12 protein-coding genes are annotated in these 13,318 nt (G+C 28.4%); 6 read left to right on the top strand and 6 right to left on the bottom strand.

Annotation, left to right across the window (positions count from 1 at the left end):
* Positions 1 to 11: 11 nt before the first annotated feature.
* The 3 genes from ftsA to CBLAS_RS05690 form a co-directional block, all read right to left on the bottom strand.
* On the bottom strand, positions 12 to 1,379 hold the full coding sequence (gene ftsA, locus CBLAS_RS05700) for a cell division protein FtsA (RefSeq protein WP_106871753.1): 1,368 nt from the start codon (positions 1,377 to 1,379) through the stop codon (positions 12 to 14).
* Entirely contained in the window at positions 1,372 to 2,841 is a 1,470-nt protein-coding gene (locus CBLAS_RS05695) for a peptidylprolyl isomerase (RefSeq protein ID WP_106871751.1), read from the bottom strand. Before CBLAS_RS05695 ends, ftsA begins: the two co-directional genes overlap by 8 nt.
* Before the next feature lie 123 nt (positions 2,842 to 2,964).
* Complete coding sequence (locus CBLAS_RS05690) at positions 2,965 to 3,540, bottom strand: class II aldolase and adducin N-terminal domain-containing protein (RefSeq protein ID WP_277620704.1); 576 nt, start codon at positions 3,538 to 3,540, stop codon at positions 2,965 to 2,967.
* A 66-nt stretch (positions 3,541 to 3,606) separates the two neighbouring features.
* Between CBLAS_RS05690 and rsmH the strand changes: the two genes are divergently transcribed.
* From rsmH to rmuC, 3 genes are all read left to right on the top strand, one after another.
* On the top strand, positions 3,607 to 4,521 hold the full coding sequence (rsmH, locus tag CBLAS_RS05685) for a 16S rRNA (cytosine(1402)-N(4))-methyltransferase RsmH (protein ID WP_106871747.1): 915 nt from the start codon (positions 3,607 to 3,609) through the stop codon (positions 4,519 to 4,521).
* A 3-nt stretch (positions 4,522 to 4,524) separates the two neighbouring features.
* Positions 4,525 to 4,815 (top strand): hypothetical protein, encoded by a 291-nt coding sequence (locus tag CBLAS_RS05680; protein WP_106871745.1) that lies wholly within the window; start codon positions 4,525 to 4,527, stop codon positions 4,813 to 4,815.
* A 115-nt stretch (positions 4,816 to 4,930) separates the two neighbouring features.
* Positions 4,931 to 5,869: a DNA recombination protein RmuC gene (rmuC, locus tag CBLAS_RS05675; RefSeq protein WP_157940027.1), complete on the top strand. Its 939-nt coding sequence runs from the start codon at positions 4,931 to 4,933 to the stop codon at positions 5,867 to 5,869.
* Here rmuC and CBLAS_RS05670 read toward each other — a convergent pair.
* Positions 5,866 to 6,363 (bottom strand): hypothetical protein, encoded by a 498-nt coding sequence (locus CBLAS_RS05670; RefSeq protein WP_106871741.1) that lies wholly within the window; start codon positions 6,361 to 6,363, stop codon positions 5,866 to 5,868. The two genes, rmuC and CBLAS_RS05670, sit on opposite strands and share 4 nt — an antisense overlap.
* 162 nt (positions 6,364 to 6,525) lie before the next feature.
* Between CBLAS_RS05670 and CBLAS_RS05665 the strand changes: the two genes are divergently transcribed.
* Positions 6,526 to 7,395: a D-amino acid aminotransferase gene (locus CBLAS_RS05665; RefSeq protein WP_106871739.1), complete on the top strand. Its 870-nt coding sequence runs from the start codon at positions 6,526 to 6,528 to the stop codon at positions 7,393 to 7,395.
* Between the two features lie 22 nt (positions 7,396 to 7,417).
* Here the strand turns inward: CBLAS_RS05665 and CBLAS_RS05660 are convergent, their stop codons facing one another.
* Entirely contained in the window at positions 7,418 to 8,707 is a 1,290-nt protein-coding gene (locus CBLAS_RS05660; protein WP_106871736.1) for an SH3 domain-containing C40 family peptidase, read from the bottom strand.
* A 54-nt stretch (positions 8,708 to 8,761) separates the two neighbouring features.
* Here CBLAS_RS05660 and CBLAS_RS05655 point away from each other — a divergent pair, with 54 nt between their 5' ends.
* Positions 8,762 to 10,102 carry an ATP-dependent DNA helicase gene (locus CBLAS_RS05655; protein ID WP_106871734.1) on the top strand — a complete coding sequence of 447 codons (1,341 nt, stop codon included), beginning with the start codon at positions 8,762 to 8,764 and terminating at the stop codon, positions 10,100 to 10,102.
* Here CBLAS_RS05655 and lolA read toward each other — a convergent pair.
* A complete protein-coding gene (lolA, locus tag CBLAS_RS05650; protein WP_106871732.1) occupies positions 10,099 to 10,614 on the bottom strand; it encodes a LolA-like outer membrane lipoprotein chaperone in 516 nt (171 codons plus the stop codon). The genes CBLAS_RS05655 and lolA overlap by 4 nt on opposite strands.
* Before the next feature lie 102 nt (positions 10,615 to 10,716).
* Between lolA and secA the strand changes: the two genes are divergently transcribed.
* The gene (gene secA / locus CBLAS_RS05645) at positions 10,717 to 13,317 is read left to right on the top strand and encodes a preprotein translocase subunit SecA (RefSeq protein WP_106871730.1); all 2,601 of its coding nucleotides are present in this window, start codon (positions 10,717 to 10,719) and stop codon (positions 13,315 to 13,317) included.
* Position 13,318: the final 1 nt, after the last annotated feature.

Below are 13,318 nucleotides of genomic sequence, written 5' to 3'. Positions count from 1 at the left end.
CTTCATCCTTTTTAAAATAATTGTGTTAATCTATTCCATAACTTTACAAAAAAACTACTATTTTTATCATTTTTTCTAAGTTCTGGTAAGTTGGTTAAGCCTTCTTCAGGACTGCTTTTTTTCTCATCATTTATTTGAGAATTGCTTATTTTTTCATTTTTTTGGTTTGCAATTCTGTGATTGCTTTTTATACTATTATTTTCTTTATATTTTAATTCGCCATTTGAATCCACTTCATAAGGTGTAAATTCGCCAGCTCCGTATAAACAAAGCCCAACTACACAAGAATTAGAAGGATCTTCTGATATCTCATATAGCCCTTCAACTTTTCTCGGTTTTGCAACTCTAACAGGGATATTATCAAATATAGCAGATGTTAGATTTCTTATATCATCAAGCTTAGACATTCCTCCAGTTAGAACTATTCCAGCCCCTAAATGTTTCATATGTTCGCTAGATTCTAATTTTTTAGCAAGAAGCATTAATGTCTCTTCTATTCTCGCATAGATTACATTTGTAACGATATCTAAACTAACAGTATGTTTAGAGCTTGATTCCCCCATAGTTGGGATATTAAGTTCTTTTTGATTTTCTGTAACTATTTTTGAATAATTAAGTTTTAACTCCTCAGCACTACTTAAAGGAGTATTTAAAGCATGTGATAAATCACTTGTTATACTAGAAGAGCCTATAGGTAAGGTATAATTATATATAATTGAATTGCCTAGATGTATAACTATATCACAAGTTGATCCACCTAGATCCATAACTGCAACACCTAAGGATTTTTCATCCTTATTTATTGTAGATATGGCTGAAGCATAACCAGCTAACACCATATTATCTATATTAAGACCAGCCATTTGGGTTGCTTTTATTAGATTTTTAACTGAATTTTCATTGGCAGTTATAACGTGAGTACATACTTCAAGTCTTGAACCGCTCATTCCGATAGGATCTTCAATATGTTCTTGACCATCAACTTTAAAGTCATAAGGTAATACGTGTAGTATAATTTGATCTTTTTCTAAAATAGTATTATCTTCAGCCATTTGCATAGCTCTTTTAATTTCATTTAGAGTTATCTCTTGGCTAGGAACACTTACTATACCTACAGATTTTTCACTTTTTGCACAAGCTCCTGAAATAGATACTATTATGTGATCAGGTATTGCTCCTGCACTTTTTTGAGCTTCAAGTACAGCTTTTCTAATAGATATAGATGCTTGCTCAATATTTGTAACAGCACCTCTTCTAAGTCCAGATGTTTTAACTTTTCCTATACCGCTTATAGAAAACCCATCATCTCCAACTTTAGCTATAGCCGCTGTTATATCAACAGAGCCTATATCTAGACCTAGTATAAAAGAATTATTCAAGATTGCTACCTTTATAATAGTATTCTACTTTATATCTTTTTTGTAGTAAATTTAATAAATCTTGTTGCAATTGATTATTTTTTAAACTAAAAGCATTTTCTTCCAAAATAGATTTATTTTCATTAATAATTTCTGCATTCGCTAATTTTTGATCTGTTATTTCATATAATATAGCTTTATTTTCAAGTTTTGCATACCCTTTTGTTTTGTTGTTTGTGCTAAATAATTCATTTAAGAAAATGGCAAATTCTCCTTCTGAAATATTATCAAAACTTTTTGTTGTATCTCTTGATACAAAGCCGATATCTTTGCCTTTGAAATTTTCTAAAGAACTGATAGCGAGTTTTTCTAAATCATCTTTTGCTTTTTGATCTTTATAGTCAGCCTCTGCTAGCTCTTTTGCCTTTTCAAATTCCATTGCTTTTGGTTCATTTACTTTGCTTATTTTTGCTATTAGATAACCATTTTTATATATAAAAGGTTTTATAAACTCGCCAACTTCTTTATCTTTTAAATTTTCTATAGGGAATTCTATATCATTTTCAAATATAGACATTTTATCTGTTGTAGAATCTTCTTCTTTTTTTAAGGATAGATATTTTTTTAGAGAATCACTTTTTACAGCGTCAAATTTGTAGTCTTTTGTGGCTTTATCTTTTGCCTCTTCAAATTCCATAAGTTTGTCATCGCTGCTTATATATTGGTTTTTATTTTCTTCCCAATATTTCTTAATATCTTCATCACTAACTACTACGTTATCTATAGAAATAAAATAGGTGTCTATATCATAGCTTTTTATAGTTTTGTATTTATCTTTATTTTCTTGCCAGTATTTTTTAATCTCATCCATGCTTGCAGTTATATTTTCAGGTTTGACCTCAATCACATCAATTGATAATCTATCTTGCATAAAGTAAGCACTGGCTAGTAGTTCTAAATCTTTATCGTTAGTAGGAATGTTTAGTGCATGAGAAAGTTTATCTGCTATAATATTTTTTTTCAAATCTTTTTCAAAATCAACTGGTTTAATTCTTAGATTTGCAAGCGAACTTTTATATAAATCTTCATCAAATTTGCCATCTCTTTGAAATTCAGACATGCTAATAAGATAATTTGCTATATCTTTATCGCTTCCACCAATTCCTAAGTCGTGTGCAAAATTTAATCTCATAGTATCTTGAATAGAGCTATTTAATGCAATTTGCTCAAGATTCATACTATCAGCTTGCTCTTGAGTCATTCCCCCGCCAATTGCACTAAAAAAATTGTAAAGATTATTATATTTTTGTTGAAATTCTTTAATCGTTATTGGAGTATTTCCTACTTTTGCAACTGCTGTGCTTTTGTTTTTGTTTAAGCTGTATTGACCCCAACCAACAAATCCAGCACCAACAAATGCTATAGTACTTACCCAAATGGTTGGTATAAGATACTTTTTATTTTTTTGCATCCAATTTATCATTTATTTCCTTTTTTATCACTAACTAACAAGTATTGAAATATTTTACTGAATTTAAACTTAAAATAGCTTAAAATAGGCGATAATAATCAAATTTTTTTCAACTAACAGTTTGTTAGTTGGTCATTAACTATAAATTTTCTCATATTGTAAAATTTTGCAACTATTATCAAGCAGTGCTATATCTTTTACAAGCTCTTGCGCGGTTCTACTGTATGCGACAACTCCATACCCTTTTATAATCATTATATTTGTCTTCTCATTTATCATATGATTGCAAATTTCATATGGAGCTCTTTCATACCAATCATCAAAATTCTTAGGATCATATATTTTTATCTTGCCAAATTTCTCTTCACCAAAAAAATCTTTTGGCATTATATAACTATGATTTAAAGAGTAACTCACAGTATATGGAGACATTGCAAAGGCAATATATTTGGCTTCAAATATATTTTTATAAATATTGAGATGAATTTCACTATCAATACTAGCTTCATTCCACCTATAATCTTTTTTATCATATAAAACCACTAAATCATTCTTTGTAATATTATCAAATATTGCATATTTTTTATTTATAAGAAATTTATTTTGTGCAATTTTAGCAGAAACAGAGCCGTGAAATATACCAAAAAAGTTTTTTCTAAACATAGATAGTGAGAGTTTTTGAATTGTTTCAATATGTTTTTCTATTTCCAAATTAGACCTTTTTAAACTTTTGTTTGTTATTATACTAAGAAATTTAAAATCAAAGGTTAAAAATATTTGATACATATACCAGTTTTGATAAATGAAGTTTTAGATGCCTTTAAGGATATTGAAGATGGAGTTATAGTTGATTGTACTCTTGGATATGGTGGACATAGCGAAGCTATCTTAAATAATAACAAAAATATTAAAATAATAGCTTGCGATAGAGATGAAGAGGCTATTAACTACTCTAAAAAAAGATTAGAAAAATATAACGGTAGAATAGAGATGCATAAAACAACATTTTCAAATTTAGTCAAAAATATTGATCTAAAAAGTGTTAGGGGAATTTTAGCTGATATTGGAGTGTCTTCTCTTCATTTAGATAAAAATGATAGAGGTTTTTCTGTAAAAAGTGATGTTTTAGATATGAGAATGAATAAAGAAAGTAGTTTGGACGCTAAATTCGTTGTCAACAACTACACACAAGACAGGCTTGAAGAAATTTTTAAGGAGTATGGTGAATTAAAAGATGCAAGAAATACCGCTAAAAAAATAGTTGATTATAGAGCTAAAAAAGAGATAACAAGCGCTAAAGAGTTAGCAAATTTAATAGGTCTTAATCCAGTTAGGGGAAATAGCGGTATAAGTAGAGCTACTTTGGCATTTCAAGCCATTAGAATAGAGGTAAATAAAGAGCTAGAAGAGCTTGAAAGCTTACTAACAACGATACAAAACTCAGATATAAAACATGCTATTGTGGCTATAATATCTTTTCACTCATTAGAAGATAGAATGGTAAAAAACTATTTTAAGAAATGGAGTAAAAATTGTATTTGTCCTGAGTTTTTTATAAAATGTGAATGTGGTGGAGATAATGCAATTGGAAAAATTATTAGCAAAAAAGCAATCGTTGCAAAAAAAGATGAAATTTTAAATAACTCAAGAAGCAAAAGTGCAAAACTTAGAGTTTTTGAGATTGATAGGTAAACAATGAAACAAGATGAAATTTTAGAAAATTACGAAAATAGATATAAACAGGAGAAAAATTTATCTTTTTATGATCTGCTTATTGCTTATATTATAGTTGCTGTTTTTGTTGTTTTGTTCGTTCCTGCAATATACATAAGGAATGAAATTTATTATATAAGTAGAGATATTCATAAACTTAAAAATAAACATTCAATCTTATTAGAAGAAAATGATGATCTTAAATATAGGTTAAAAAGATTACAATTTGAAAATGAGATAATACTGCCTTTAAAGATTAAAATAGATGATTAGTAATTTAAGTTTATACATAATATTTGCTCTAATTATTATTTTTTTCTCTATAATTATTTTTCTTATAATATTTATAGTTAGACAAAATGAGAAATTTAAACAGCAAGTAGCTAACTTGATAAATGAACAAAATAGTGTAAATCAAAATTTTATGAATGATTTTAATGATTTAACTATTGATAAATTTTTTATGTTAAATAGAAATATAAATGAATTTTTAAACTTATCAAGTTTAAATACAACTAATAATTTAAACAATAATATGAATATTCTTGATAAAAGATTCCAAAATATTTTAGAGAAGATTAACGATTTAGAGGATTCAAACAGCTCAAGTGAAAAACTTAAAGAGCAGGTTATAAAACTAAATTCTATTTTTAGTAATATTAAACTTAGAGGTATTTTTGGAGAGATAGAGCTTAAAAAGATTTTGGAGATTAACTATGGAGATAATAAAAATCTTTATGAGCTTCAAAAGAAACTTTCAAACAACTTAATGGTTGACTCTGTTTTATATGTTAAAAACAAAACTATGCTTCCAATAGATTCAAAATTCCCACTAACTAACTATCAAAAAATTTGTGAAGCAAGCAGTGCAGAGGATAGTAAAAATGAGATATCAAAGTATGAAAAGCTATTCATAAGAGATATAAAAAACCATATAGATGATATCTCAAATAAGTATATTCTGCCACCAGAAACTACAGAATATGCTATTTTATTCTTACCAAGTGAGGCAATCTTTACATATATTTGTTCAAATTTGGTAGAAATTTTTGAGTATATGAGTAGAAAAAATGTATTTATAGCATCTCCTTCAACCCTTATGGCTATAACTCACTCCATAAATATTTTTACTAAAGATGAAAAGATTATGAAAAATACAAATTTAATGAAGCATCATATAGCTGAACTTTCAAAAGAATTTGAGATATTTAAAAAGCAAAATAGTGCTATTTTAAACTATGCTACCAAGTTACAAGACGCAATTAAAATATTACATAAAAACTCTAAAAAAATAAGTGAAAAATTTGATGATATAAGTAGTATCTAATCATTTTGTACCAAGCTATCTAAAATATATTTTTCTAAATCTCTTTTTGGAAGCTCTTTTTTAAGCGCTTCTTCATAAACTTCTTCAACTTTTGTGGAGTATTTTTCATATGGGAAAAATGGAAGATGATTTTCCCATGCTTTTTTAATAAGTTGTTTAGTAAGAGATTTTCTAGCCCATGCTTTAAAAATATCAAATGTTACAAAAACTCCAGAAGTTGCCAATATAGTAGCAATTATAGATATGTGAAAATCAATTTTTTGAAAAAAATCATGAGTTAAAATAGTAAAAGGTATAAATACCAAAAAGCAAATTACAGAAAAAATCATATAAGATTTACCATATCTAAATTTGAAATTTAGTTTTCCAGGATCAACTAGCATACCTTCATTAAAGCTTGCATTGGCTTCAAGCAGGTCTTTGAATAAAACTGGTTTTTTTGATACAGCAAACATGCTTTCAATAATCTTTTCTTTTAAAGTTTTGTTTTTCATATCACTTCCTGATAATATATTTAATACTATTTTATCAAAAAATTCTCAAAATATCTTTATACTTCTCTTATTTTTTAAGACAAAATTATAAATTAATATAAAATTTATCGCTTAGAAAAGAAATTTTAGGTAAAATACGGTTTTATCATAAAAAGGAAAGATATGGCAGGCAAACTTAAAGATATAGTTTATTTAAATGGTCAGTTTTTGAATAAAGATAAAGCTAGGGTTAGTGTTTTTGATCGTGGGTTTTTACTTGGAGATGGCATATATGAGGTTGTTCCTATAGTTAACTCACACTTAACTAACATAGAAGATTTTTTTGAAAGATTTGAAAATAGCCTTTCAAAGATAAACTTAAAACTTCCTTTAAAAAAGGATGAAATTTTAAAAGTTTTATACGAATTAATCTCTAAGAATACATTAAAAGAGGGTGCTGTTTATATACAAGTAACAAGAGGTGTTGCACCAAGAGAGTTTCATTTTATAGAAAATTTGGAGCAAACTTTTATGGCATTTGTTTATGAAAAAGATGTTATAAATGATGATCATCTAGAAACTGGCGTAAAGGCTATAACATCTGAAGATATTAGGTGGAAAAGAAGAGATATAAAATCAATATCACTTTTAGCACAATGTATGTCAAAAACAGAGGCTAAGAAAAATGGTGCATTTGAGTGCATAATGGTAGAAAATGGATACATTACAGAGGGTTCTAGCTCAAGCATTTTTATAGTTAAAGATGATGTGCTTATAACCAAGCCTTTATCAAACGAAATTCTCCCTGGTATTAGAAGAAAAAATTTACTTAAATTTGCAAAAGTTGCCGGACTTAAAACAGATGAGAGAAATTTTACGTTAGATGAACTTTATAGTGCAGATGAAGTTTTTATGAGTGCAGCAACTCTTGTTTTACTTCCAATTGTTGAAGTTGATGGTAAATTAATAAATAATGGCAAAATAGGAAAATACTCTAAAAAACTAAGAGAAATATATGTTCAAGATTTAAAAAAACAAACAGGTTTGTTATGAAAACTAAGCCTAAAATTTAGGCTTAGTTACTTAAGATTACTAACTTTGTTATCTTAGATAAAAGTAGGTTGCTGTTAGGTATATCTTTGTTTTCTTTTCCTATCTCTAGTGTTGTTAGTGCCATTTTAGCTATTAAGGCTCTGCCGTTATTGTTAGTTCTTAATCCCCAAACATTATGTGCTACACTAACCTCATTTTTTATAACTCCTGTATAGAGCATTATATGTCCTGGCATATAAACAAGGCTAAAATATGGTTCTCCATGATTTTTGATTATTTCTAGCTTTTCTTCATTTGTTTTGTTTTTTAAATCTATAGTTTTATATATTGAAGCTTGTGCTTTTGAATTTCTAGGAAGCCAAATTCCAAATACTGACATAAAGTCTTTTGTAAATAAAGAGCAATCTCTATAATACTCAAAACCGCCCCAACCATAAGGTTCGCCTAGTATGCCTTCTATTATTTGCTTTAGATGTTTATCATTAATTTGTGCTGGCCAAGTTGTAGCTGACTTAAGTTTTATTTTATATCTTTTTAGTCCGTTTTTCGTAAATACATCTCCGTAGTAATATCTCTTATCCTTGCTATCATTCATAAGTATAGTTCCTACTCTTCCATAAAAAAGGAAGTTATCTTCTATATCTAATATTGGAGTTCTATCATCTAATATTGTTATAAAATTTGAGTTTTTGAACATATTAATTTCAAATTCATTTAAAATTTTAATATCTCTTGCATCAATCCAGCCCCAAACAGTATCATTTTGCACAAAAGCAAAATCTCTATTTTTACTAAAATGAGAAACATAAAGTGGATAGTTTATGCCTAAAGTTGAGTTTGAAAATTGATCAAATGGATAGCCCCCACTAGGATGAGAAAAATTTTTAAATATTGGTTCATGCGAAGGTGCATTTCTTAAAAATGTATTTTTTAAAGTGATTGCTGGTTTTGATATTTTGCCAAATTCATCTATACTTGAGTTTTCTTTTATATTTTTAAAAAACTTATCACTATATGTGCTTCTGTTTGGTCCATAGTATGATCTATGTTTGCTGTTTTTATATACATTTAAAGCCCAGAAAGCATCTTTTTTAGATGTATCTGGTTTTGTATTATTCCAAACTCCAAAGTATCTTTTCATAAAAACAGAACCATCTAATTGTTCTTGTTTTTTTAGTTTTGGAAGTATTTTAGTATCTTGTTTTAAATCTAATTTAAGATTATAGCTATTACTAGTTACTATCTGTGCAGTTTTGGTTGAGCATCCATTTATGAAAATAATAGTAAAGAATATAAATATAAAATTTCTCAAATTTAAAACCTTTTAGTATAATTAAAGCTAATTTTATACAAGATAGGACAATTATTGTTTAACAAGCTACTTGAAATTTTACAAACCTCAAATCTTTTTATAACTGGAGGTGGCGGTGTAGGTAAAAGCTACACAACACAAAAAATTATAGATTATTATAGAAGTAACAATAAAACTGTAATATCACTAGGAAGCACAGGCATAAGTGCTGTAAATATTGGTGGTGTTACAATCCACTCATTTTTTTGTTTTGGAATTTGTAAAAATATTGACGAGTTAAAACGCCAAGATAGAGGAAAAGCTTCGAAAGAGAGGGTAAAAAGGCTAAAAGAAATTTTGAAAAATAGTGATTTGATAGTTATAGATGAGATATCTATGGTTTCATCTGAGCTATTTGATATGATATATTATAGATTAATAAACTCAGAATTCAAAGGCAGGCTTTTGGTTGTTGGGGATTTTTATCAGCTTCCACCAGTTATTAAAAAAAGTGATATACAAGATGGAAATATTTTTTATTCTAAATATGCGTTTTCCTCTTATTCATGGGAGCATATGAAATTTCAATATGTTGAGTTTTTAAAATCAAAAAGAACAAAAGACCTTGAATTTTATGAGGTTTTATCTCGTATTAGAGTAGGCGATGTTGATAGTAAGGTTATTAACTATATAAGTAAACTTCTTACTTCAAAAATCGATGATAGTGATAATAAAACAGTTCTTTTTGGACGGAATAAAGAGGCTGAAGAGTTGAATAAAAAGATGCTTTATAGTCTGCCATCTAATCTTGAGATAGCCTATGGCTATTATGAGATATTTGATAACACTCTAAATAAAGATAAACTTCATAAATGGCTTAACAGCCTAAATGTTATTCAAAATTTTGAATTTAAAATTGGAACTAGGGTTATTTTTACTTCAAACAAGTATAAAAACCCCTACAATAAAATATCTTTTTTTAACGGCGAGCAAGGTATTATTAGAAATTACAAAAAAGAAGATGGAGCTATAATATCTATAGAGGTTGAAAAAAATAGTGGTGAGATCATAGATATTGAGCCAAATAGCTACGATCTAGGCGAGTATGAACTAAATGGAAATGAAGTTAGTTATAATGTGTTAGCAAGTTTTTATCAGTTTCCACTTCGTTTAGCTTACGGGATAACTATACACAAATCTCAAGGTATGAGTATAAAAAATTTAGTTTGTGATTTAAATCATATATTTGCAGAAGGACAACTATACGTTGCACTCTCAAGAGCAATTGACCCTAACACTCTTAGTATAGTTTATAGTAGAACCGAAAGTTTTTCAACTTATTTAAAAAGAGTCATAAAAACCAGCTTAGATGTTGCTAGTTTTTATGATGAGGAAAATTTTTTATACATTGATTAATTATTGTAGACAACATCATAATCTTTTGGTATCATTGGAATCAAGTTAGTTTCATCAAGCTCTAAATCTTTTTTTAAGTTTTTTATATCTATAACGACACTATTGTCTAGATTGTCTTTGTAAGAAATTCTATTTAATAAATTATTTTTTAGTTCTATTTTATAGATTATATCCTCATATGTTGCTTCATATAAGTCTTTGCTTTTTTTTGTAGCATTATCTAAGATGTTATTTAAATTTGGAGTCTCTTTTAAAGATGTTATTATGGCTTGTTCTAAAAGTGGCTCTATCATTACAGCTTTTTCTTTGCTAACATAAATATCTTTTTTAGCAGGACTTTCGTAGTGCCATAATGCTAGCTCTTTTGTTATTATGAAGCTTCCTTTATATTCTATTTTACTGCCATTGTTTGTTATAGTTTGTGTAAAATCACCTTTTAGTGTTTTAAAATCCAAAGGATTAGCAAAAATGGTAGTTGCTAAAACTAAAAATATATAAATAACTTTTTTCATATTAAATATCCCTTAATTTTTTAAAAATTTTAACGTGTTTAAATTAATATAAATTAATATATGATAAAATAAGAGATTAAAATTTTAAACAAGGCAAGATGAATGATAAAACAACTTACAAAAGCTATATTTGGAACAAAAAATGACAGAATTGTAAAACAATATGCAAAAAAAGCTATGCTGGTTAAGAACTTAGAACCAAAATATGAAGCTATGAATGATGATGAGTTAAAACAAGCCTTTTTGGATTTAAAAGAAGATGTTAAAAGCGAAAACAAAAGCATGGACGATGTGCTTTATGATGTTTTTGCAATCGTAAGAGAGGCTAGTAAAAGAGTTTTAAATATGCGTCCTTATGATGTTCAAATCATAGGTGGTATGGTGCTTCATGATGGAAATATTGCTGAGATGAAAACAGGTGAGGGTAAAACTTTGGTTGCTACACTTCCTGTTGTTTTAAATGCTATGAGTGGCAAAGGTGTTCATGTTGTTACTGTAAATGACTACCTTGCAAAAAGAGATGCCACAGATATGGGAGTTTTATACAACTTTTTAGGTCTTAGCGTTGGTGTTATAGTTAGTGGTGAATATGATGATAGGGCTAGAAAAGATGCATATAATGCAGATATAACTTATGGAACAAATAACGAGTTTGGGTTTGATTATTTAAGAGATAATATGAAATTTAGACTTGAAGATAAAGTTCAAAGAGAGCATAACTTTGTTATAGTTGATGAGGTTGACTCTATTTTAATTGATGAGGCAAGAACACCACTTATCATTTCAGGTCCAACAAATAAAACTTTAGATGGTTATGTAAAAGCAAATGAGGTAGCAAAACAGTTAACCAAAGGAAAAATAGCTGAAAATCCAGATGAAAAACCAACGGGAGATTTTATAATTGATGAAAAAAATAGAACAGCAGTTTTAACAGAAGATGGTGTTACAAAGGCTGAAAAATTATTTGGAGTTGATAATCTATATAGTCTTGAAGATGCGGTTTTAAGTCATTATTTAGATCAAGCTTTAAAAGCAAACTATCTATTTGAAAAAGATGTTCATTATGTTGTAAAAGATAATGAAGTTATAATAGTTGATGAATTTACAGGAAGACTTAGTGAAGGTAGAAGATTTAGTGAAGGCTTGCACCAAGCCTTAGAAGCTAAAGAAGGAGTTAAAATTCAAGAAGAGAGTCAGACATTAGCGGATATAACATTTCAAAACTATTTCAGGCTTTATAAAAAACTAGCAGGTATGACAGGAACCGCTCAAACTGAAGCGGCAGAATTTTCTCAAATTTATGGACTTGAAGTTATTTCAATCCCTACAAATGTTCCAGTTATTAGAATTGATCAAAATGACTTAATTTATAAAACCGAAGCTGAGAAGTTTAATGCTGTTATAAAAGAGATAAAAAGAGCAAATGAAAAAGGGCAGCCGGTTTTAGTTGGAACTGCGTCTATTGAAAAGAGTGAAAAACTTCACGAACTTTTGAAAAAAGAGAAAATTCCACACTCTGTGTTAAATGCTAAAAACCATGAAAAAGAGGCTCAAATAATAGCTGATGCTGGTGCAAAAGGTGCTGTAACAATTGCTACAAATATGGCAGGTCGTGGTGTTGATATAAAAATTAGTGATGATATAAAAGATCTTGGTGGACTTTATATAATAGGAACTGAAAGACATGAAAGTAGGCGTATAGATAACCAACTTCGTGGTCGTTCAGGAAGACAAGGCGATCCTGGAGAGAGTAGATTTTTCCTAAGCTTAGAAGATAATTTGCTTAGAATATTTGGTAGTGATAGAATTAAAAATATCATGGAAAGACTTGGTGTAAAAGATGGTGAAAGTATCGAGTCAAAAATGGTAACAAGAGCTGTTGAAAATGCTCAAAAGAAAGTAGAAAGTCTTCATTTTGAATCAAGAAAATATATACTTGAGTATGATGATATAGCAAATGAGCAAAGAAAGACTGTTTATAGATATAGAAATGAGCTTTTAGATCCAGAATTTGACTTGAGTGAAAAAATTAACTCAAATAGAGAGGATTATGTTGCTTATTTATTAGATAGTGCTGAAATTTTTGAAGGAATTCAAAAAGAAGATTTCAATGTAGATGCCTTAGTTGGTCAAATTAAAAGTGAAATAGGTCAAAGTTTAGATTTAGAAAAGCTTGATACAGCTGAGGATTATGAGTCTTTGAAAAATATGGTAGTTAAAGATTTAAAAGATGACTATGAGGCAAAAATGAGTCTTATAGAAGAAGAGCAAAAAAACAATATAGAAAAACAGCTATATCTGCAGATAGTTGATAGAGATTGGAGAGAGCATCTTTATCAAATGGATATCTTAAAAACAGGAATTGGTCTTCGTGGATATAATCAAAAAGATCCTCTTACAGAGTATAAAAAAGAGAGCTACAATCTATTTGTAGAACTTGTTTCAAGGCTTAAAAATGATAGCATAAGAACACTTCAATCTATTAAATTTAAAAGTAAAGAAGAGATAGAAGCTGAAGAGCAAGCTATGAATGCTAGAGCTTCACAAAATAATCAAGAAGAGCTAACTACTAATAGAGAAGAAGAAGCCCAAATGCCTAAAAGAAAGGTGAAAAGAAATGAACCTTGTCCTTGCGGAAGTGGTAAAAAATATAAAGATTGTCATGGAAAAAGTGGTCCTAAAAAGGGAGCTTTTGCTAGATAAG

The sequence above is a fragment of the Campylobacter blaseri genome (genome assembly GCF_013201895.1).
Classification (GTDB): domain Bacteria; phylum Campylobacterota; class Campylobacteria; order Campylobacterales; family Campylobacteraceae; genus Campylobacter_B; species Campylobacter_B blaseri.
The sequence above is the reverse complement of the archived record's forward strand: the minus strand, read 5'-3'. Positions and strand labels throughout refer to the sequence as shown.

What these genes read in the sequence shown, in the direction of transcription:
- CBLAS_RS05680 (WP_106871745.1), top strand. Translation starts at nt 4,525, where the DNA reads ATGAAACAAGATGAAATTTTAGAAAATTACGAAAATAGATATAAACAG.
- CBLAS_RS05665 (WP_106871739.1), top strand. Translation starts at nt 6,526, where the DNA reads ATGGCAGGCAAACTTAAAGATATAGTTTATTTAAATGGTCAGTTTTTG.
- lolA (WP_106871732.1), bottom strand. Translation starts at nt 10,614, where the DNA reads ATGAAAAAAGTTATTTATATATTTTTAGTTTTAGCAACTACCATTTTT.
- CBLAS_RS05670 (WP_106871741.1), bottom strand. Translation starts at nt 6,363, where the DNA reads ATGAAAAACAAAACTTTAAAAGAAAAGATTATTGAAAGCATGTTTGCT.
- secA (WP_106871730.1), top strand. Translation starts at nt 10,717, where the DNA reads ATGATAAAACAACTTACAAAAGCTATATTTGGAACAAAAAATGACAGA.
- CBLAS_RS05695 (WP_106871751.1), bottom strand. Translation starts at nt 2,841, where the DNA reads ATGATAAATTGGATGCAAAAAAATAAAAAGTATCTTATACCAACCATT.